Origin of the sequence: Pseudomonas putida (genome assembly GCF_028682395.1) — a bacterium.
In the GTDB taxonomy this organism is placed as follows: domain Bacteria; phylum Pseudomonadota; class Gammaproteobacteria; order Pseudomonadales; family Pseudomonadaceae; genus Aquipseudomonas; species Aquipseudomonas putida_AB.
Genome location: NZ_JANHLC010000008.1, coordinates 16,340 through 35,046, shown reverse-complemented (window position 1 = coordinate 35,046; position 18,707 = coordinate 16,340). Strand labels below are relative to the sequence as shown.

Below are 18,707 nucleotides of genomic sequence, written 5' to 3'. Positions count from 1 at the left end.
CCTGGCGGGCGGTTTAGGCTAGAATGCACGGCCTCAAAGCACACCCCCTCCGAGGCTGTCCCGAAGATGTTGATCCTGCGCGGCGCTCCTGCCCTTTCCGCCTTTCGCCACAGCAAACTACTTGAGCAACTGAGCCAGAAGGTTCCAGCTGTCAGTGGCTTGTATGCCGAGTTCGCCCACTTCGCCGAAGTTACCGGCGTCCTGACCGGCGACGAACAGCAGGTGCTGGCCCGCCTCCTGAAATACGGCCCGAGCGTGCCGGTTCAGGAGCCGAGTGGCCGACTGTTCCTGGTATTGCCGCGTTTCGGCACTATCTCTCCCTGGTCGAGCAAGGCCAGTGATATCGCCCGCAACTGCGGCCTGGAAAAAATCCAGCGCCTGGAGCGTGGTATTGCGTTTTATGTGGCCGGGCAATTCAGTGAAGCCGACGCCGAGCTGATCGCCGCTAGCCTGCATGACCGCATGACCCAGATCGTACTGGGCGCCCTGGAGCAGGCCGCCGGTCTGTTCAGTCACGCCGAGCCCAAGCCGCTGACCGCCATCGACGTGCTGGGCGGCGGTCGCGCTGCACTGGAAAAAGCCAACGTCGAGCTGGGCCTGGCCCTGGCTGAAGACGAGGTGGACTATCTGGTCAACGCCTTTATCGGGCTCAAGCGCAATCCCCATGACATCGAACTGATGATGTTCGCCCAGGCCAACTCCGAGCACTGCCGCCACAAGATCTTCAACGCCAGTTGGGATATCGACGGCCAGAGCCAGGAAAAAAGCTTGTTTGGCATGATCAAGAACACCTACCAGATGCACAGTGAAGGTGTTCTGTCGGCCTACAAAGACAACGCCTCGGTCATCGTCGGCAGTGTGGCGGGGCGTTTCTTCCCGGACCCTGAAACCCGCCAGTACGGCGCGGTGCAGGAGCCGGTGCATATCCTGATGAAGGTCGAGACGCACAACCATCCGACCGCGATTGCCCCGTTCCCGGGCGCGTCCACAGGCTCGGGCGGCGAGATCCGCGACGAAGGTGCTACCGGCCGGGGTGCCAAGCCAAAGGCCGGGCTGACCGGTTTCACCGTGTCGAACCTGCAGATTCCGGGCTTTGAACAGCCCTGGGAAGTGCCTTACGGCAAGCCCGAGCGCATCGTCACGGCGCTGGATATCATGATTGAAGGCCCTTTGGGCGGCGCTGCATTCAACAACGAATTCGGCCGTCCTGCGCTGACCGGCTATTTCCGTACTTTCGAGCAGTCCATCACCACCCCGCGTGGCGATGAAGTGCGCGGTTATCACAAGCCGATCATGCTGGCCGGCGGGATGGGCAACATCCGCGCCGAACACGTGCAGAAAGGCGAGATCACCGTGGGTGCCAAGCTGATCGTGCTGGGTGGCCCGGCGATGCTGATCGGCCTGGGCGGCGGCGCCGCTTCCTCCATGGCGACCGGCACCAGTTCGGCCGACCTCGATTTCGCTTCCGTGCAACGGGAAAACCCGGAAATGGAGCGCCGTTGCCAGGAAGTCATTGACCGCTGCTGGCAGTTGGGCGACAAGAACCCGATTGCCTTTATCCACGACGTGGGGGCGGGTGGTTTGTCCAACGCCTTCCCGGAGCTGGTCAACGACGGCAACCGTGGTGGTCGTTTCGAGCTGCGCAATATTCCCAACGACGAGCCGGGCATGGCCCCGCACGAGATCTGGAGCAACGAATCCCAAGAGCGCTACGTACTGGCGGTTAGCGCCGTCGATTTCGAGCGCTTCCAGGCGATCTGCGAACGTGAGCGCTGCCCGTTTGCCGTCGTTGGCGAAGCCACGGCCGAGCCGCAATTGACCGTTACCGACAGCCATTTCGGCAACAGCCCCGTCGACATGCCCCTTGAAGTGCTGCTGGGCAAAGCCCCGCGGATGCACCGTTCGGCCGTTCGCGAGGCTGAGCTGGGCGACGACTTCGATCCAAGCACCCTGGCGATTGCCGATTGCGTCGAGCGTGTGCTGCATCACCCGGCCGTGGCCAGCAAGAGCTTCCTGATCACCATTGGCGACCGGACCATTACAGGTCTGGTCGCACGGGATCAGATGGTCGGCCCGTGGCAGGTCCCGGTGGCTGACGTTGCCGTCACCGCGACCAGCTTCGACGTCTACACCGGTGAAGCCATGGCGATGGGCGAACGTACTCCCCTGGCCCTGCTGGATGCTCCGGCATCCGGGCGCATGGCCATCGGTGAAACCCTGACCAACATCGCCGCTTCGCGCATTGGCAAGATCTCCGACATCAAGCTGTCGGCGAACTGGATGTCGGCAGCCGGCCACCCGGGTGAAGATGCCCGCCTGTACGACACCGTCAAGGCCGTCGGCATGGAGCTGTGCCCGGAGCTGGGCATTACCATCCCCGTGGGCAAGGACTCCATGTCCATGGCCACGCGCTGGAGCGACGAGGGTGTCGACAAGAGCGTGACCTCGCCGCTGTCCCTGATCGTGACCGGTTTCGCGCCAGTGACTGACATTCGTCAGACCCTGACCCCGGAACTGCGCATGGACAAGGGCGTTACCGACCTGATCCTGATCGACCTGGGTCGTGGCCAGAACCGTATGGGCGCGTCGATCCTGGCCCAGGTACACGGCAAGCTCGGCAAGCAGGCACCGGACGTCGACGACGCCGAAGACCTCAAGGCCTTCTTTGCCGTGATCCAGGGCCTGAACGCCGACGGCCACCTGCTGGCTTACCACGACCGTTCCGACGGTGGTGTGCTGGTCAGCACCGTGGAAATGGCATTCGCCGGTCACTGTGGCCTGAGCCTGAACCTCGATGGCCTGGCGGAAACCTCTGCCGATATCGCGGCCATCCTGTTCAACGAAGAGTTGGGTGCAGTGATCCAGGTGCGCCAGGATTCCACGGCCGATGTACTGGCGCAATTCAGCGCAGCGGGCCTCGGCGACTGCGTCTCCGTGATCGGCCAGCCGCTGAACAACGGCGATATCAGCATCAGCTTCAACGGCGAGACCGTGTTCAGTGGCGAGCGTCGCCTGCTGCAGCGCCAGTGGGCGCAGACCAGCTACCAGATCCAGCGCCTGCGTGACAACGCCGACTGCGCAGACCAGGAGTTCGATGTCCTGCTCGAAGAAGAGAACCCGGGTCTGAGCGTCAAACTGAGCTTCGACGTCAATCAGGACATCGCCGCGCCGTACATCAAGAAAGGCATTCGTCCGCAAGTGGCGGTTCTGCGCGAGCAGGGCGTCAACGGTCAGGTGGAAATGGCTGCGGCCTTCGACCGCGCCGGCTTCAATGCCGTCGACGTGCACATGAGCGACATCCTCGCCGGCCGTGTCGACCTGAACGAATTCAAGGGCCTGGTTGCCTGTGGCGGCTTCTCCTACGGTGACGTATTGGGTGCCGGCGAAGGCTGGGCCAAGTCGGCGCTGTTCAACGCCCGTGCCCGGGATGCGTTCCAGGGCTTCTTCGAGCGTACCGACAGCTTCACCCTGGGGGTGTGCAACGGGTGCCAGATGATGTCCAACCTGCACGAGTTGATCCCGGGCAGCGAGTACTGGCCGCACTTTGTGCGCAACCGTTCCGAGCAGTTCGAGGCGCGGGTGGCGATGGTTCAGGTGCAGGAGTCGAACTCGATCTTCCTGCAGGGCATGGCCGGTTCGCGCATGCCGATCGCCATTGCCCATGGCGAAGGCCATGCCGAGTTCGAAAGCGAAGAGGCCCTGCTGCAAGCCGACCTGTCGGGATGCGTGGCCATGCGGTTTGTCGATAACCACGGCAAGGTCACCGAGCGTTACCCGGCCAACCCGAACGGCTCGCCGCGCGGGATCACCGGGCTGACCAGCCGCGACGGTCGCGTCACCATCATGATGCCGCACCCTGAGCGGGTCTTCCGCGCAGTGCAGAACTCCTGGCGTGCCGAAGAGTGGAACGAAGATGCGCCATGGATGCGCATGTTCCGCAACGCTCGCGTCTGGGTGAACTGATCCAGGCCATGTACAAGCTCAGCTTCTTCGTGCCGCCCAGTCATGTGGAAGCTGTCAAGAGCGCCGTATTCGCCGCCGGTGGCGGACGGATCGGCGCTTATGACAGCTGCGCCTGGCAGGTACTCGGCCAGGGCCAGTTCCGCCCGCTGGACGGTAGCCAGCCGTTTCTCGGGCAGCGCGGGGTCGTTGAGCAGGTGCAGGAGTGGAAGGTGGAACTGGTGGTCGCCGACACGTTGATCGAGTCGGTGGTCGCGGCCCTCAAGCAGAGCCATCCCTACGAAACGCCGGCCTACGAGGTCTGGCGTCTCGCTGATTTCTGATGCCGCTGGCGGCACTTCTGTGCGGCCAGCCGGCAATCAGGGACGGATTTCGATCATCGTCCCGTCTTTGACCAATCCCCAGACTTCTCGCATATCGACGTTGCGCATGGCAATGCAGCCATCGGTCCAGTCGAGGGTGTGGAAGAAGTTTTCCGGGTAATCCTCTGAATCGGGCGTGCCGTGGATCATGATCATGCTCCCGGGCGAGACGCCTTCGCGGCGCGAGCGGGCTGCGTCGGAGATGTTCGGATAGGAGATATGCATGGCCAGGTTGAACTTCTCGCTGGTCTTGCGCCAGTCAAGCCAGTAAAAGCCCTCCGGCGTGCGCTTGTCGCCTTCCATCAGCTTCTGTCCCACGGGCTTTTTGCCGAGGGAGATGCGATAGGTCTTGAGAGGCTTGTCGTGGCTGATCAATTGCAGTTGGCGAGCGGACTTGAGTACCAGCACCTTGTCGATCACCTTGCCGTTGAATGTTTCAGTCACTGTGGCATGGGATACAGCGGCGAACGAGAAGCAGAGCAGAGCGAGCAACCAACGCATTGAAACGATATCCCTGAGGTGAGGCGGATCTGATTATTGTGGGCGTTTGGCCGGCGGCACGAACGGCTGGACCGCTTCGCTGCGCACGGGAAACTCCTGTTTGCGCCGGTCAGCGAAAAAGCATTCTAAGGTACGGGCGACAGTCCTGAAAGCCAGCTCTGACCAAGGGATCTGCGCTTCTTCAAATAGTTGCACTTCAAGGCTTTCTTCACCGGCACGGAAATCCAGATCGATCAACTCGGCCCGGTAGAACACATGCACCTGGTTGATATGCGGCACATCTATCAGGGTGTAGATCTGCAGGTCGCGCACCCTTGCGCAGGCTTCTTCGGCGGTTTCCCGGCTGGCGGCCTGCGCGACGGTCTCGCCGTTTTCCATAAAACCGGCGGGAAGTGTCCAGAAACCCAGGCGTGGCTCGATTGCACGGCGACACAGCAGTATCTGGCTGCCCCAGACCGGCAGGCAGCCGGCGACGATATTGGGGTTCTGATAATGGATGGTCTGGCAGTGGTCGCAGACGAATCGAGGGCGTGAATCGCCCTGGGGAATACGCTGGCTGACGGTGTGGCCGCATTGGCTGCAGAATTTCATGGCGGGATCTCTGGAGGCTGTGCCTATCTTCGCGTGCGCGCCCGTCTGGCGGCAAGTTGTGCTTTCGCGACATGCGATGGCGCGGGGCTTGGGCGGCCCGCGACTTTGGTGCATCATGCCGGTTACGTGAAAAATCGAGATACCCCATGCTGGACGAGCTAGTTCGCCGTGTAAGCAGTCATGTGCCGCGCACCCTGGAGACCGATCGACGTTTTCCGGAGGCCGCTGTGCTGGTGCCCGTCACGCGTAGCGATGAGCCGGAACTGATCCTGACCCTGCGCGCGAGTGGGTTGTCGACCCACGGCGGCGAAGTGGCTTTCCCCGGCGGACGTCGTGACCCCGAAGACCCTGATCTGGTATTTACCGCCCTGCGCGAAGCCGAAGAGGAAATCGGTCTGCCGCCCGGCCTGGTCGAAGTGATTGGCCCGCTCAGCCCGCTGATTTCCCTGCATGGAATCCGGGTTACTCCCTATGTCGGGGTAGTCCCCGATTTCGTCGAATACCAGGCCAACGACGCTGAAATTGCGGCGGTCTTCAGCGTTCCGCTGGAGTTCTTCCGCCAGGACCCGCGCGAACATACCCACCGTATCGACTATCAGGGGCGCAGTTGGTATGTGCCCAGCTATCGGTATGGCGAGTACAAGATCTGGGGGCTGACGGCGATCATGATCGTCGAGTTGGTCAATGTGCTCTATGACGCTCGCATCAGCCTGCACCAGCCGCCGGAACGCTTTATCAACATCTAATTGCAGCCAAGCCATCGTCAGTATGGCGCCGTACCGTGAGTCTTGAGGGCAACACCATGAACTACCGCCTGGGCGATTTTTGCGTCGAAACCCACCCCGACAGTTGGGTTGCACCCAATGCAACACTGGTTGGCAAGGTCCGCCTGGAGGAGGGCGCCAGTGTCTGGTTCAACGCCGTCCTGCGCGGCGACAACGAGCTGATTCTGGTGGGTAAGCACAGTAACGTCCAGGACGGTACGGTGATGCACACCGATATGGGCTACCCCCTGACGCTGGGCACCGGCGTGACCATCGGCCATAACGCCATGCTCCATGGCTGCACGGTGGGCGACTACAGCCTGATCGGCATCAACGCGGTGATCCTCAACGGGGCGAAGATCGGCAAGCATTGCATCATTGGCGCCAATGCCCTGATCGGCGAAGGCAAGGAAATTCCCGACGGTTCGCTGGTCATGGGCTCGCCGGGCAAGATCGTGCGTGAGCTGACCGAGGCACAGAAGAAAATGCTTGAAGCCAGCGCCGCCCACTATGTGCATAACGCCCAGCGCTATCGGCGCGAACTGGCAGTGCAGGAGGCATGACCGGCCTCGAACGGCCCGTGGCGTCTCCTTGCGTGAATATCTGCGCGCTGGACGATGACGATATCTGCACCGGCTGCCAGCGCAATGTCGACGAGATCACCCGCTGGAGCCGCATGGACAACCCCGAGCGCCGCGAGGTGCTGCTGCGTTGTCATGAGCGGGCGAAAAGTAGCGGGCTGGTCTGGCTGATCGGTGCGCAGAAGGATCCGTCGAATCCCAGTTGACGTCAGGCTGCGATAGGGCCGAGAGGCCCTTCGGTCCTTTGGCAGCCGGCCATGGCGTTGGCAACGGTGTTGTGCCTGTGTGGCGCAGCCTTCCCGGCAGCTGCGACAACAGGGCCTTATGCAGTACCCTGTGCGCCTTATCGACAGGTATCGCGCGTCCCATGCTCTTTCTTATCGCTTATATCGCCAGCGTTGTGCTGATCAACTTCGCGTTCTCCAGTGCGCCGCACCTGGATATTATCTGGTCGGCCTGGGGCGGCCTGGTGTTTGTCCTGCGCGATATGGTGCAGACCCGATTCGGCCATGGTGCGATTATCGCTATGCTGGTGGCGCTGGTCCTGTCCTATGTCACCTCCGATCCCACCATTGCCCTGGCCAGTGCAACGGCCTTCGCGGTCTCCGAGTGCATCGACTGGCTGGTGTTCAGCATCACTAAGCGGCCTCTGCATGACCGTCTGTGGATCAGCTCGGCGCTGAGTATTCCCCTCGATACCTTTATCTTCTTCGGCATGATCGATGCCCTGACACCGGGCGTGGTCCTGACCGCGCTGGCCTCGAAGTTTGCCGGTGTGACCTGTGTCTGGCTGGCCATGGCCTGGCGACTGCGCAAGTCGAGCTGCGCGAGCTGAAGCCAAGCCTGTAAGTTCATGTAAAATGCCGGCCTTTGCTCCCGGCAGGTGCTTGGTTTGCGAGTGCCTTCGATGATCTGCTTCCTTGAGGACCTGAAATGACCCGTATCGGAACTCCACTGTCGCCGACTGCGACCCGCGTACTGCTGTGTGGCTGCGGCGAACTGGGCAAGGAAGTGGTGATCGAGCTGCAACGCCTGGGTGTCGAGGTGATCGCGGTCGATCGCTATGCCGATGCGCCGGCGATGCAGGTTGCCCACCGCAGTCACGTTATCAACATGCTCGACGGCGCCGCCTTGCGGGCAGTGATCGAGGCCGAAAAGCCGCACTTTATCGTGCCGGAAATCGAAGCCATCGCCACGGCGACGCTGGTCGAGTTGGAAGCCGAAGGCTTCACCGTGATTCCGACGGCGCGCGCCACCCAGTTGACCATGAACCGCGAAGGTATTCGCCGCCTGGCCGCCGAAGAGCTGGACCTGCCAACCTCGCCGTATCATTTCGCCGATACCTTTGAAGACTACCGCCTGGCGGTCGAAGACCTGGGTTTCCCGTGCGTGGTCAAACCGGTGATGAGTTCTTCGGGCAAGGGCCAGAGCCTGCTGCGCAGTGCCGATGATGTCCAGCAGGCCTGGGATTACGCCCAGGAAGGCGGACGTGCAGGCAAGGGCCGGGTCATTGTCGAAGGCTTTATCGATTTCGATTATGAAATCACCCTGCTGACGGTGCGGCATATCGGCGGTACCACCTTCTGTGCGCCGGTGGGTCACCGTCAGGAAAAAGGTGATTACCAGGAGTCCTGGCAGCCCCAGGCCATGAGCCCGATTGCCCTGGCCGAGTCCGAGCGCGTGGCCAAGGCGGTGACTGAGGCCCTGGGCGGCCGCGGTCTGTTTGGCGTGGAATTGTTTATCAAGGGTGATCAGGTCTGGTTCAGCGAAGTGTCGCCGCGCCCGCACGACACCGGCTTGGTAACGCTGATTTCCCAGGACCTGTCGCAGTTCGCCCTGCATGCGCGGGCCATTCTGGGCTTGCCGATCCCGTTGATTCGCCAGTTCGGACCTTCGGCTTCGGCGGTGATCCTGGTTGAAGGCCAGTCGACCCAGACCGCATTCGCCAATCTGGGCGCGGCCCTGAGTGAACCGGATACGGCTTTGCGCCTGTTCGGCAAGCCCGAGGTCAATGGCCAGCGCCGCATGGGCGTGTGCCTGGCTCGGGATGAGTCGATCGAGGCCGCACGGGCCAAGGCGACCCGCGCCTCCAAGGCGGTCAGCGTCGAGCTGTAATCTGCCCCCGCCAGTCAGCGCAGTACCGTTGCGCTGACTGGCGAGCGCCTATCGACCGATCTGGTCGAGATCGTTATGGCGCGTTTCTTTCAGGCACAACACGGCCATCAGGCTGAGCAGTGCCGCCACCGACACATACCCGCCCACCCAGCTCAAGCCGCCCATCGCTACCAGTTTCTGGGCGAAGAAGGGGGCGGCGGATGCTCCGACGATTCCGCCCAGATTGTAGGCCGCCGATGCACCGGTATAGCGGACATGGGTGGGAAACAGCTCGGGCAGCAGGGCGCCCATCGGGGCGAACGTCACGCCCATCAGAAACAGCTCGATGCACAGGAACAGGGCCACGCCCCAGGTCGAGCCCTGGGTCAGCAAGGGCTCCATGGTGAAGCCGGACAGGATTGCCAGCACGCCGCCGACAATCAGCACCGGCTTGCGTCCGTATCGATCACTGGCCCAGGCCGATAGCGGCGTCGCGGCCGCCATGAACAGGACGGCGAAGCACAGCAGGCCAAGGAAGGTCTCGCGACTGTAGCCCAGGGTCGAGACGCCATAGCTGAGTGAAAACACCGTCGAGATATAGAACAGTGCATAGCACACCACCATGGCGGCGGCGCCCAGCAGCATCGGTGCCCAGTACTGGCTGAACAGTTCGACGACCGGCATTTTCACGCGCTCGTGGCGTGCCACCGCCTTGGCGAACACCGGGGTCTCCTCCAGTTTGAGGCGTACATACAGGCCGACCATGACCAGGGCGGCACTGAGCAGGAACGGGATGCGCCAGCCCCAGGAGCGGAACTGTTCGTCGTTCAGCAGCATGGCCAGGCTCAGGAACAGCCCGTTGGCTGCCAGAAACCCAATGGATGGGCCCAGTTGCGGGAACATGCCGAACCAGGCGCGCTTGCCCTTGGGCGCGTTCTCCGTGGCCAGCAGGGCGGCGCCGCCCCATTCGCCACCCAGTCCCAGGCCCTGGCCGAAGCGCAGCACGCAGAGCAGGATCGGGGCCCAGGCGCCAATGCTGTCGTAGCCCGGCAGGACCCCGATCAAGGTGGTGCAGACGCCCATCAGCAGCAGGGATGCGACCAGGGTCGACTTGCGCCCGATGCGATCGCCGAAATGGCCAAACAGTGCCGAGCCCAGCGGGCGGGCGAGGAACGCGATGCCAAAGGTCAGAAAGGCGGACAGCATCTGGGCGGTGCCGGAGGTCTGGGGAAAGAACACCGGGCCAATCACCAGGGCTGCCGCAGTGGCGTAGACGTAGAAATCGTAGAACTCGATGGCCGTACCGATAAAGCTCGCCGTGGCCACGCGGGTCGTGGAATTGACGGGTTTTGCGCTGGCGGCTTCGCTAAGGGTGCTCATGTGGGTATCCCTGACGGTCTGTGCTCCAGTGGAGCCAATTATTGTGGTCAAGCGTGGGGCGAGTGCGGGCGGGACTCGGGATGGAAGTCGCCGCCGCGAAAGCGTGGGTATAGCGAGGGCCGGTTCTTGCGGGGTGCGGGTAGCACGCGAAGCGGCGGAGCTGGGTAAGCCAGGGGGATTATAGGAAGCGTGCTATCTATCGAGCAAGGGGCAGGATCAGGATCAGACGGCGCTGGGCAGGGTGCTGGTGTGCCAGATCAGAACGCGGCTGACACGATTTTCCTCGGTGGCAAGGATTTCCAGGCGGTAGCGGCCGATCTTCAGGCATACGGCGCTTTCGGGGATGCTTTCCAGCGCCTCGGTCACCAGGCCGTTGAGGGTCTTCGGGCCGTCGCTGGGCAGGTGCCAACCCAGGCTTTTGTTCAGCTCGCGAATCGAGGCGGCGCCATCGATGATAAAACGACCGTCGACCTGGGGATGGATATGGGGGTTGTCGAGGCGGTGTTCCTCTTCGAACTCGCCGACGATTTCTTCGAGGATATCTTCCAGGGTGACGATGCCAAGCACTTCGCCGTACTCGTCGACGACCATGCCCAGGCGACGCTGCTGCTTGTGGAAATTCAGCAACTGCAAGTGCAGGGGCGTGCTTTCCGGGACGAAATAGGGTTCATGGCAGGCGGCGAGCAGGGCGGCCTTGGTCAGGCTGGCATCGGTTAGCAGGTGGCGGATCTGCCGGGTGTTGAGTACGGCTTCGACCTGGTTGATGTCGCTGTGGAAGACTGGCAGTCGGGTACGTTTGGACGTACGGAGTTGCTCGATGATCTGTTCGATCGGGTCATCGAGATTGATTCCGTCGACTTCACTGCGGGGCACCAGGATGTCGTTGACCGTGATGTTATCCAGGGCGTGGATGCCACTCAGGCTGTGGGGAGAATTGCCCGCGCCTTCCTGATCGTCGTCCTCGGCCTGGTTGTCCAGGGTTTGCTGATCACTCTGGCGAACGACGCCGGCTTTGGGCAGCAGTGGGCGAATCAGTTGACGCGCCAGGCCGTCGAGCAGCCAGGCCAGGGGGAACAGTACTTTCAGCGGGATCGCCAGCAGGGCATTGCCCAGGCTGATAACGGTTTGTGGATAGCGATTGGCCAGGGCCCTGGGCAGGTACTCGGCAAGCAGCAGCAAGGCCAGTGTGCTCGCCAGGCAGGCCAGGAATGGGCCGTTTTCACCCCAGTGGGCCAGGCTCAACAGGGTGGCGATAATCACCGCCAATACCCGGCACAGGGTATTGCACAGAATCAGGCTTTCCTTGGGGAAACCCAGGCGTGCAGGGGCTTTGTCGCGGGTACGAGAAGCGGGACGTTGCCCGATCAATTGCAACTGGGCGGCTTCGATGGCCGTGAACAGCCCCGACCAGACGATCAGCAGGGCCAATACGGCGAGCATCGGCCCGGTGGGCAAGCTATCCATGTTCTCGGGCCTTTAGATGTGCAGGATGTATTCGCGAACCAGCTTGCTGCCGAAATAGGCCAGCATCAGCAGGCAGAAGCCGGCGAGGGTCCAGCGGATCGCCTTGTGTCCGCGCCAGCCGAGGCGGCTACGCCCCCACAGCAGCACGCTGAAGACGAACCAGGCCAGGCAGGCCAGCAGGGTCTTGTGGACAAGGTGCTGGGCGAACAGGTTCTCGACGAACAGCCAGCCGGAGATCAGCGACAGCGACAGCAGCGTCCAGCCGGCCCAGAGGAAGCCGAACAGCAGGCTTTCCATGGTTTGCAGGGGCGGGAAGTTGCGGATCAGTCCCGAGGGGTGCTTGTGCTTGAGTTGATGGTCTTGCAAAAGCAGTAGCAGCGCCTGGAACACCGCAATGGTGAACATACCGTAGGCCAGGATCGACAACAGGATATGGGCCAGGATGCCGGGGGCTTCATCGATGATCTGCACGGTGCCGGCCGGGGCGAACTGCGCCAGCAGCACGGTCAGTAGCCCGAGCGGGAACAGGAGCAGGAGCAGATTCTCCACCGGGATGCGCGCGCAGGCCAGCAGGGTCAGGGCAATGACCGCCGCCGCGATCAGGCTGGCCGCGCTGAAAAAGTCCATTGCCAGGCCAAGTGGCGTGATCAGGTGGGTATAAAGGCTGGCGGCATGGATCAGCACGGCACCGATGCCCAGCCCGACCAGCAGGCGTTTGTTGGCCTTGGTGCCCAGGCGTAGGCGCGAGCCTTGATAAAGGGTCGCGGCGGCGTAAAGGCAGGCGGCGACGAGACTGATAAGCAGGCTGGGTGACAAGGGGAGCATAAATCCTGTTAGGCGGACCCGAAAGGCCCTGAGTTTGGCATACAACCGCCGTTCCACGAAAGGCCATGGCACCAGACAGCCGAGGTGGGCGCGACGCGCAGTCTTCGCTATAATCCGCGACCTGCCCACGCCGCAGGCTCGCCGGGCGCTGTTTTTTTCGCCGCCGGGCGGCCCCTACCTCGGTCAATTCAGGGCCTTAAAGGATCGCGCATGTTTGAAAACCTAACCGACCGTCTCTCGCAGACGCTGCGCCATGTCACCGGCAAGGCCAAGCTGACCGAAGACAATATCAAAGACACCCTGCGCGAAGTGCGCATGGCGTTGCTCGAGGCTGACGTCGCCCTGCCGGTGGTGAAAGACTTCGTCAATGCGGTCAAGGAGCGCGCTGTCGGCACCGAGGTGTCGCGCAGCCTGACGCCGGGCCAGGCCTTCGTGAAGATCGTCCAGGCCGAGCTCGAGAGCCTGATGGGCGCGGCCAACGAAGACCTCAATCTGAGTGCCGTTCCGCCTGCCGTGGTGTTGATGGCCGGTCTGCAAGGTGCGGGCAAGACCACCACCGCCGGCAAGCTGGCGCGCTTCCTTAAAGAGCGCAAGAAGAAAAGCGTGATGGTGGTTTCGGCGGACGTTTACCGTCCGGCCGCCATCAAGCAGCTGGAAACCCTGGCGAACGACATCGGCGTGACGTTCTTCCCGTCCGATATCAGCCAGAAGCCGGTGGCGATCGCCGAAGCGGCTATTAAAGAAGCCAAGCTCAAGTTTATCGACGTGGTCATCGTCGACACCGCCGGTCGTCTGCATATCGATGCCGAGATGATGGGCGAGATCCAGCAGTTGCACGCGGCGATCAAGCCGGTGGAAACGCTGTTCGTGGTCGATGCCATGACCGGCCAGGATGCCGCCAATACGGCCAAGGCTTTTGGCGATGCGCTGCCATTGACCGGGGTGATCCTGACCAAGGTCGACGGCGATGCCCGTGGCGGTGCCGCGCTGTCGGTACGCGCGATCACCGGCAAGCCGATCAAGTTCATCGGTATGGGCGAGAAGACCGAAGCCCTCGAGCCTTTCCACCCTGAGCGAATTGCTTCGCGGATCCTGGGTATGGGGGACGTGCTCAGCCTGATCGAACAGGCCGAGCAGACCCTCGACAAGGAAAAGGCCGACAAACTGGCCAAGAAGCTCAAGAAGGGCAAGGGCTTCGACCTCGAGGACTTCCGCGACCAGTTGCAGCAGATGAAAAACATGGGCGGCCTTGGCGGCCTGATGGACAAACTGCCCAATATCGGTGGTGTGAACCTGGCGCAGATGGGCAATGCCCAGGGTGCGGCAGAGAAGCAGTTCAAGCAGATGGAAGCCATCATCAACTCCATGACCCCGGCCGAGCGGCGTGACCCTGAGCTGATCAGCGGTTCGCGCAAGCGTCGGATCGCCATGGGCTCCGGCACCCAGGTGCAGGACATCGGACGCTTGATTAAGCAGCACAAGCAGATGCAGAAGATGATGAAGAAATTCTCCGCCAAGGGCGGAATGGCCAAAATGATGCGCGGCATGGGCGGAATGTTGCCCGGCGGCGGTATGCCAAAGATGTAAGGAATTCAGGCGATAGAAGGTTATCGCCTTGCCCACAGGGACGTGGGATCTCCAGCAAACCCGCATTGCGTGGGAGCTGACTGGCCGTTTTGAACGACGGCTCTATAGCAAGTCTCGATGATATGGCGCCAGGCGCCGGAAAAAGGCATTTGCAAAAGTCCGGATATTCCTTAGAATATGCGGCCTTTCGGGCACCCATGCCCGCTGTGCATTTAGATTTGCAGCACCGACTACAGGAACGATGTTCACATGCTAACAATCCGTCTTGCCCTTGGCGGCTCCAAAAAGCGCCCGTTTTACCACTTGACCGTGACCGACAGCCGCAACCCACGCGACGGTTCGCACAAAGAACAAGTTGGCTTCTTCAACCCGATCGCTCGTGGTCAAGAAGTCCGCCTGTCCGTGAACCAAGAGCGCGTAGCCTACTGGCTGAGCGTTGGTGCACAGCCTTCTGAGCGCGTTGCTCAGTTGCTGAAGGAATCGGCTAAGGCTGCAGCCTGAAGCCTATGAACGCGACGCCTGCTCCTGCTGATGATTTGATCGTTATCGGCAAAATCTACTCTGTTCACGGCGTTCGCGGCGAAGTGAAGGTTTATTCCTTTACTGATCCAATTAAAAACCTGTTGGACTACAAAACCTGGACGCTCAAGCGCGAAGGTAGCGTGAAACAGGTTGAGCTGGTCAGCGGACGCGGGAATGACAAATTCCTGGTCGCAAAGCTCAAGGGTCTCGATGATCGTGAAGAAGCTCGTCTTCTGGCCGGTTATGAGATCTGCGTGCCGCGCAACCTGTTCCCTGAATTGACCGACGGCGAGTACTACTGGTACCAGCTTGAAGGTCTGAAGGTTATTGACCAACTCGGGCAATTGCTCGGGAAGATCGATCATCTTCTGGAAACCGGCGCCAATGATGTAATGGTGGTCAAGCCTTGCGCTGGCAGCCTGGATGATCGCGAACGCCTGTTGCCGTATACCGAGCAATGCGTGTTGGCTGTCGACCTGGCCGCAGGCGAGATGAAGGTGGAATGGGATGCGGACTTCTAAGCGTGGCTAATTTGCGCGTAGAAGTGATCAGTTTGTTTCCCGAGATGTTTTCCGCCATCAGCGAGTACGGCATCACCAGTCGGGCGGTGAAACAGGGGCTCTTGCAGCTCACCTGTTGGAACCCGCGAGACTACACGACGGATCGACATCACACTGTGGATGATCGCCCATTTGGCGGTGGTCCGGGCATGGTGATGAAGATCAAGCCCCTGGAAGATGCATTGGTTCAGGCCAAGGCAGCCGCCGGGGAGAAGGCGAAGGTAATTTACCTGTCCCCTCAAGGCCGTCAGCTGAATCAGTCGGCGGTACGCGAGTTGGCGAATCTGGAAGCATTAATCCTGATTGCCGGTCGCTATGAAGGCATTGACGAGCGTTTTATTGATGCTCATGTCGATGAAGAGTGGTCGATTGGGGACTATGTCCTGTCTGGCGGCGAGCTGCCGGCGATGGTCCTGATAGATGCGGTTACACGACTGCTGCCCGGAGCTTTAGGGCATGCGGACTCCGCGGAGGAAGATTCCTTTACGGATGGTTTGCTGGATTGCCCGCACTACACCCGACCGGAGGTGTATGCGGATCAGCGTGTTCCCGACGTATTGCTAAGCGGCAATCACGCACACATCCGGCGTTGGCGTTTACAGCAGTCCCTCGGGCGGACCTATGAACGACGCGCCGATCTTCTGGAAAGCCGCTCGCTTTCTGGAGAAGAGAAGAAGCTGCTCGAGGAATACATCCGCGAGCGGGACGATAGTTAACAACGTATCGATGGTAAGTCAGACGATTTACCTTAGGAGCACAGCATGACCAACAAAATCATCCTTGCACTCGAAGCAGAGCAGATGACCAAAGAGATCCCTCCCTTTGCCCCGGGCGACACCATTGTCGTTCAGGTGAAAGTGAAGGAAGGCGACCGTTCGCGTCTGCAGGCGTTTGAAGGCGTGGTAATTGCCAAGCGTAACCGTGGTGTGAACAGTGCTTTCACTGTTCGTAAAATCTCCAACGGCGTTGGCGTAGAGCGTACTTTCCAGACCTACAGCCCGCAAATCGACAGCATGGCCGTTAAGCGCCGTGGTGACGTGCGTAAAGCCAAGCTGTACTACCTGCGCGACCTGTCGGGTAAAGCAGCTCGCATCAAAGAAAAACTGTCTTAAGTTCAGTTTTTACGATGCAGAAAAAAGCAGCCTACGGGCTGCTTTTTTGTTTCCGTCATTTTTGTATGTAACGTTTCAGGCAATCGATTCCCATGAGTTCCCGCGAGCAAGAAATCCAGCGTCGTACCGAGTTATCGGTGACCCGCGTCACCAAGGCGGTCTTCCCGCCGACCACCAACCATCACAACACCCTGTTCGGCGGCACGGCCCTGGCCTGGATGGATGAAGTGTCCTTTATCACGGCCACCCGGTTTTGCCGTCTGCCCCTGGTCACGGTCTCGACCGACCGTATCGACTTCAACCACCCGATCCCGGCCGGCTCGATCGTCGAGCTGGTAGGGCGAGTGGTTAAAGTGGGCCGGACCAGCCTCAAGGTCGAAGTCGAGGTCTTCGTCGAAAGCATGAGCCAGGATGGTCGGGACAAGGCCATCCATGGCCTGTTCAGTTTTGTGGCCATCGACGATGACAAGCGTCCGGTCCCGGTGCTGCCGGGCTACGACGCCTAGAGTGGCGGTTCGCCGGACTCGGGGGCTTGCTGAATCAGCGCCAGTACAGTCCATCCGGCCTGGGGCGTCAGCTCCGTTTCCGGGGTGATCACATGCACCCAGCCTTGCAGATCCCGGGCAAACAGCAGTATTGCCCGTTCGCCATGCAGTGCCTGGTAGTCCTCCCAATTGAAGTTCTCGGTGAGCGTGGTGCTGTACAGCTCGGCGCCTTTATTGAGCAGGCCGGCCAGTTGGGCATAGGTCAAGGCCTGCTTGCCCAGGGGCCGACCACGGTGCTCGTGGCTGGCGCGGTGTTTGTCCGAGCGCCTTTTCTCCAGGCCGCTGGCCAGGGTGAACAGCCGTTTCTGGCCGAAATCATGGCGAAAACGTATGCACGCCAGCGTGTTGAGTTCGCCGGCGGGCGACAGTGCCAGTAGATGGCCGAGCCCGACGAGGTCGAGGTGGACCTCGGCGTGTTGCGAGGCCGGGTTGCCAAAGTAGGTCGGCAGGCCGTCCATGCGGGCGGCGCGAATATTTTCCCAGTTGGAGTCGGTGAGCAGGACGCGACTGCCCAGCTGTTGCAGGGCTTTGCCCAGTGTGCGGGCCAGGCCGTTGGCACCGACGATCAGAAAGCCACTGGGCGCCGGTTCCGCGACTTTCAACAGCCGCGCAAGGGGGCGAGCGGTCGCGCTTTGCAGGACAACGGTGCCGATAATCACCGCGAAGGTCAGCGGCACCAGCAGCAGCGCGCCTTCATGACCGGCTTCGTGCAGGCGCAGGGCGAAAATGGCCGAGACCGCCGCTGCGACAATCCCCCGTGGGGCTACCCAGGCCAGCAGGGTCCGCTCGCGCCAGTTCAGATTCGAACCAAAGGTTGAAAGGGCCACGGTCAATGGCCGGGCAATCAGTTGGATGATCAACAGCAAGAGCAGCACCACCGGTCCCAGGCCGATCAGGGCGTCCAGGTCGAGCCGCGCTGCAAGCAGGATAAACAGCCCGGAAATCAGCAGGACGCTGAGGTTTTCCTTGAAGTTGAGGATGTCGCGGACATCGACTCCCGGCATATTGGCCAACCACATACCCATCAGGGTCACGGCCAGGAGTCCTGATTCATGCATGACCTGGTTGGACAGGACAAAGATCCCCAGCACCGCCGCCAGCGTCGCCAGGTTGTGCAGGTACTCGGGCAGCCATTGATGGCGTATCACCTGGCCCAGCAGCCAGCCGCCGGCGATCCCGAAGCCGCTGCCGCAGACAATCACCCCGGCGAAGGTCAGCAGGCTGTGGCTCAAGCCGGCGCCCGAGGCGTTGGCGATGATAAAGCTGTAGACCACCACCGCGAGCAGGGCGCCAATCGGGTCGATGACAATGCCCTCCCAGCGCAGGATAGTGGCGATGGACGCGCGGGGGCGTACGACCCGCAGCATCGGCGCAATGACCGTGGGCCCGGTGACCAGGGTCAGCGTGCCGAAAAGCAGGGCGAGCATCCAATCGAAGTCCAGCAGCCAGTGGGTGGCCAGGGTAATCACCGCCCAGGTCGAGAGGGCGCCGAGGGTGACCAGGCGTTTGACCACGCTGCCGATTTCCTGCCATTCGGACAGTTGCAGGGTCAGGCTGCCCTCGAACAGGATCAGTGCGACCGCCAGCGAAACCAGGGGCATCAGCAACGGCCCGAACATTTCCTGGGGGTCGAGCCAGCCCAGTACGGGGCCCAGCACGATGCCGCTGAGCAGCAGAAAGAGAATGGCGGGCAGCTTGATACGCCAGGCCAGCCACTGGCAGGCGAGGGCGACCAGGCCGATGCCACCCAGGGTCAGCAGTATCTGTTGTTCGCTCATGGGGTTTCCTGTTCCTTGAAGGGGCCGGCTATGAAAGACTAGCGGCCACGCTTGGCGATGATGTTATTTATTGTGCAGCGC

The 18,707-nt window shown here is 61.4% G+C and carries 19 protein-coding genes; 13 read left to right on the top strand and 6 right to left on the bottom strand.

Annotation, left to right across the window (positions count from 1 at the left end; genetic code table 11):
- Nucleotides 1-66: 66 nt before the first annotated feature.
- Together purL and NPS46_RS18380 are read left to right on the top strand one after the other, a co-directional pair.
- Nucleotides 67-3,963 carry a phosphoribosylformylglycinamidine synthase gene (gene purL, locus NPS46_RS18385; protein WP_274109634.1) on the top strand — a complete coding sequence of 1,299 codons (3,897 nt, stop codon included), beginning with the start codon at nucleotides 67-69 and terminating at the stop codon, nucleotides 3,961-3,963.
- An 8-nt stretch (nucleotides 3,964-3,971) separates the two neighbouring features.
- Nucleotides 3,972-4,283, top strand: coding sequence for a YqfO family protein (locus NPS46_RS18380; protein WP_274110024.1), 312 nt, complete (start codon nucleotides 3,972-3,974; stop codon nucleotides 4,281-4,283).
- A 36-nt stretch (nucleotides 4,284-4,319) separates the two neighbouring features.
- Here NPS46_RS18380 and NPS46_RS18375 read toward each other — a convergent pair whose 3' ends face one another.
- Both NPS46_RS18375 and NPS46_RS18370 read right to left on the bottom strand, forming a co-directional pair.
- Nucleotides 4,320-4,823: a L,D-transpeptidase family protein gene (locus NPS46_RS18375; protein WP_274109632.1), complete on the bottom strand. Its 504-nt coding sequence runs from the start codon at nucleotides 4,821-4,823 to the stop codon at nucleotides 4,320-4,322.
- Between the two features lie 33 nt (nucleotides 4,824-4,856).
- Entirely contained in the window at nucleotides 4,857-5,414 is a 558-nt protein-coding gene (locus NPS46_RS18370; RefSeq protein ID WP_274109630.1) for an NUDIX hydrolase, read from the bottom strand.
- A gap of 146 nt (nucleotides 5,415-5,560) precedes the next feature.
- On the opposite strand from NPS46_RS18370, the gene NPS46_RS18365 reads away from it, so the two are divergent.
- The 5 genes from NPS46_RS18365 to purT all read left to right on the top strand — a co-directional run bounded on the left by NPS46_RS18365 (nucleotide 5,561) and on the right by purT (nucleotide 8,874).
- Nucleotides 5,561-6,160 (top strand): CoA pyrophosphatase, encoded by a 600-nt coding sequence (locus NPS46_RS18365; RefSeq protein WP_274109628.1) that lies wholly within the window; start codon nucleotides 5,561-5,563, stop codon nucleotides 6,158-6,160.
- Between the two features lie 56 nt (nucleotides 6,161-6,216).
- Nucleotides 6,217-6,741, top strand: coding sequence for a gamma carbonic anhydrase family protein (locus NPS46_RS18360; protein ID WP_274110022.1), 525 nt, complete (start codon nucleotides 6,217-6,219; stop codon nucleotides 6,739-6,741).
- On the top strand, nucleotides 6,738-6,965 hold the full coding sequence (locus tag NPS46_RS18355) for a DUF1289 domain-containing protein (RefSeq protein WP_274109625.1): 228 nt from the start codon (nucleotides 6,738-6,740) through the stop codon (nucleotides 6,963-6,965). Before NPS46_RS18360 ends, NPS46_RS18355 begins: the two co-directional genes overlap by 4 nt.
- 161 nt (nucleotides 6,966-7,126) lie before the next feature.
- Nucleotides 7,127-7,594: a preQ0 transporter gene (locus NPS46_RS18350; protein WP_274109623.1), complete on the top strand. Its 468-nt coding sequence runs from the start codon at nucleotides 7,127-7,129 to the stop codon at nucleotides 7,592-7,594.
- Nucleotides 7,595-7,692: 98 nt separating this feature from the next.
- Nucleotides 7,693-8,874 (top strand): formate-dependent phosphoribosylglycinamide formyltransferase, encoded by a 1,182-nt coding sequence (gene purT / locus NPS46_RS18345; protein ID WP_274109621.1) that lies wholly within the window; start codon nucleotides 7,693-7,695, stop codon nucleotides 8,872-8,874.
- A gap of 48 nt (nucleotides 8,875-8,922) precedes the next feature.
- Here purT and NPS46_RS18340 read toward each other — a convergent pair whose 3' ends face one another.
- From NPS46_RS18340 to NPS46_RS18330, 3 genes are all read right to left on the bottom strand, one after another.
- Nucleotides 8,923-10,233 (bottom strand): MFS transporter, encoded by a 1,311-nt coding sequence (locus NPS46_RS18340; RefSeq protein WP_274109619.1) that lies wholly within the window; start codon nucleotides 10,231-10,233, stop codon nucleotides 8,923-8,925.
- Between the two features lie 222 nt (nucleotides 10,234-10,455).
- Nucleotides 10,456-11,697: a transporter associated domain-containing protein gene (locus NPS46_RS18335; protein ID WP_274109617.1), complete on the bottom strand. Its 1,242-nt coding sequence runs from the start codon at nucleotides 11,695-11,697 to the stop codon at nucleotides 10,456-10,458.
- A gap of 12 nt (nucleotides 11,698-11,709) precedes the next feature.
- Nucleotides 11,710-12,522: a cytochrome C assembly family protein gene (locus tag NPS46_RS18330; RefSeq protein WP_274109615.1), complete on the bottom strand. Its 813-nt coding sequence runs from the start codon at nucleotides 12,520-12,522 to the stop codon at nucleotides 11,710-11,712.
- A 210-nt stretch (nucleotides 12,523-12,732) separates the two neighbouring features.
- Between NPS46_RS18330 and ffh the strand changes: the two genes are divergently transcribed.
- From ffh to NPS46_RS18300, 6 genes are all read left to right on the top strand, one after another.
- On the top strand, nucleotides 12,733-14,109 hold the full coding sequence (gene ffh, locus NPS46_RS18325) for a signal recognition particle protein (protein ID WP_274109613.1): 1,377 nt from the start codon (nucleotides 12,733-12,735) through the stop codon (nucleotides 14,107-14,109).
- 249 nt (nucleotides 14,110-14,358) lie between these two features.
- Nucleotides 14,359-14,610: a 30S ribosomal protein S16 gene (rpsP, locus tag NPS46_RS18320; RefSeq protein WP_007927680.1), complete on the top strand. Its 252-nt coding sequence runs from the start codon at nucleotides 14,359-14,361 to the stop codon at nucleotides 14,608-14,610.
- 5 nt (nucleotides 14,611-14,615) lie between these two features.
- Nucleotides 14,616-15,152: a ribosome maturation factor RimM gene (rimM, locus tag NPS46_RS18315; protein ID WP_274109604.1), complete on the top strand. Its 537-nt coding sequence runs from the start codon at nucleotides 14,616-14,618 to the stop codon at nucleotides 15,150-15,152.
- Nucleotides 15,134-15,907 (top strand): tRNA (guanosine(37)-N1)-methyltransferase TrmD, encoded by a 774-nt coding sequence (gene trmD, locus NPS46_RS18310; protein WP_274109602.1) that lies wholly within the window; start codon nucleotides 15,134-15,136, stop codon nucleotides 15,905-15,907. Before rimM ends, trmD begins: the two co-directional genes overlap by 19 nt.
- A gap of 45 nt (nucleotides 15,908-15,952) precedes the next feature.
- A complete protein-coding gene (gene rplS, locus NPS46_RS18305) occupies nucleotides 15,953-16,303 on the top strand; it encodes a 50S ribosomal protein L19 (protein ID WP_043193039.1) in 351 nt (116 codons plus the stop codon).
- A gap of 92 nt (nucleotides 16,304-16,395) precedes the next feature.
- The gene (locus NPS46_RS18300; protein ID WP_274109600.1) at nucleotides 16,396-16,809 is read left to right on the top strand and encodes an acyl-CoA thioesterase; all 414 of its coding nucleotides are present in this window, start codon (nucleotides 16,396-16,398) and stop codon (nucleotides 16,807-16,809) included.
- On the opposite strand, the gene NPS46_RS18295 is transcribed toward NPS46_RS18300, so the two are convergent.
- Nucleotides 16,806-18,626 carry a cation:proton antiporter gene (locus tag NPS46_RS18295; protein ID WP_274109598.1) on the bottom strand — a complete coding sequence of 607 codons (1,821 nt, stop codon included), beginning with the start codon at nucleotides 18,624-18,626 and terminating at the stop codon, nucleotides 16,806-16,808. The two genes, NPS46_RS18300 and NPS46_RS18295, sit on opposite strands and share 4 nt — an antisense overlap.
- Nucleotides 18,627-18,707 lie beyond the last annotated feature (81 nt).

Bases quoted from the DNA above. Each gene is read 5' to 3' on its own strand.
- purL (WP_274109634.1), top strand. From the start codon at position 67: ATGTTGATCCTGCGCGGCGCTCCTGCCCTTTCCGCCTTTCGCCACAGC.
- NPS46_RS18380 (WP_274110024.1), top strand. From the start codon at position 3,972: ATGTACAAGCTCAGCTTCTTCGTGCCGCCCAGTCATGTGGAAGCTGTC.
- NPS46_RS18375 (WP_274109632.1), bottom strand. From the start codon at position 4,823: ATGCGTTGGTTGCTCGCTCTGCTCTGCTTCTCGTTCGCCGCTGTATCC.
- NPS46_RS18370 (WP_274109630.1), bottom strand. From the start codon at position 5,414: ATGAAATTCTGCAGCCAATGCGGCCACACCGTCAGCCAGCGTATTCCC.
- NPS46_RS18365 (WP_274109628.1), top strand. From the start codon at position 5,561: ATGCTGGACGAGCTAGTTCGCCGTGTAAGCAGTCATGTGCCGCGCACC.
- NPS46_RS18360 (WP_274110022.1), top strand. From the start codon at position 6,217: ATGAACTACCGCCTGGGCGATTTTTGCGTCGAAACCCACCCCGACAGT.
- NPS46_RS18355 (WP_274109625.1), top strand. From the start codon at position 6,738: ATGACCGGCCTCGAACGGCCCGTGGCGTCTCCTTGCGTGAATATCTGC.
- NPS46_RS18350 (WP_274109623.1), top strand. From the start codon at position 7,127: ATGCTCTTTCTTATCGCTTATATCGCCAGCGTTGTGCTGATCAACTTC.
- purT (WP_274109621.1), top strand. From the start codon at position 7,693: ATGACCCGTATCGGAACTCCACTGTCGCCGACTGCGACCCGCGTACTG.
- NPS46_RS18340 (WP_274109619.1), bottom strand. From the start codon at position 10,233: ATGAGCACCCTTAGCGAAGCCGCCAGCGCAAAACCCGTCAATTCCACG.
- NPS46_RS18335 (WP_274109617.1), bottom strand. From the start codon at position 11,697: ATGGATAGCTTGCCCACCGGGCCGATGCTCGCCGTATTGGCCCTGCTG.
- NPS46_RS18330 (WP_274109615.1), bottom strand. From the start codon at position 12,522: ATGCTCCCCTTGTCACCCAGCCTGCTTATCAGTCTCGTCGCCGCCTGC.
- ffh (WP_274109613.1), top strand. From the start codon at position 12,733: ATGTTTGAAAACCTAACCGACCGTCTCTCGCAGACGCTGCGCCATGTC.
- rpsP (WP_007927680.1), top strand. From the start codon at position 14,359: ATGCTAACAATCCGTCTTGCCCTTGGCGGCTCCAAAAAGCGCCCGTTT.
- rimM (WP_274109604.1), top strand. From the start codon at position 14,616: ATGAACGCGACGCCTGCTCCTGCTGATGATTTGATCGTTATCGGCAAA.
- trmD (WP_274109602.1), top strand. From the start codon at position 15,134: ATGGGATGCGGACTTCTAAGCGTGGCTAATTTGCGCGTAGAAGTGATC.
- rplS (WP_043193039.1), top strand. From the start codon at position 15,953: ATGACCAACAAAATCATCCTTGCACTCGAAGCAGAGCAGATGACCAAA.
- NPS46_RS18300 (WP_274109600.1), top strand. From the start codon at position 16,396: ATGAGTTCCCGCGAGCAAGAAATCCAGCGTCGTACCGAGTTATCGGTG.
- NPS46_RS18295 (WP_274109598.1), bottom strand. From the start codon at position 18,626: ATGAGCGAACAACAGATACTGCTGACCCTGGGTGGCATCGGCCTGGTC.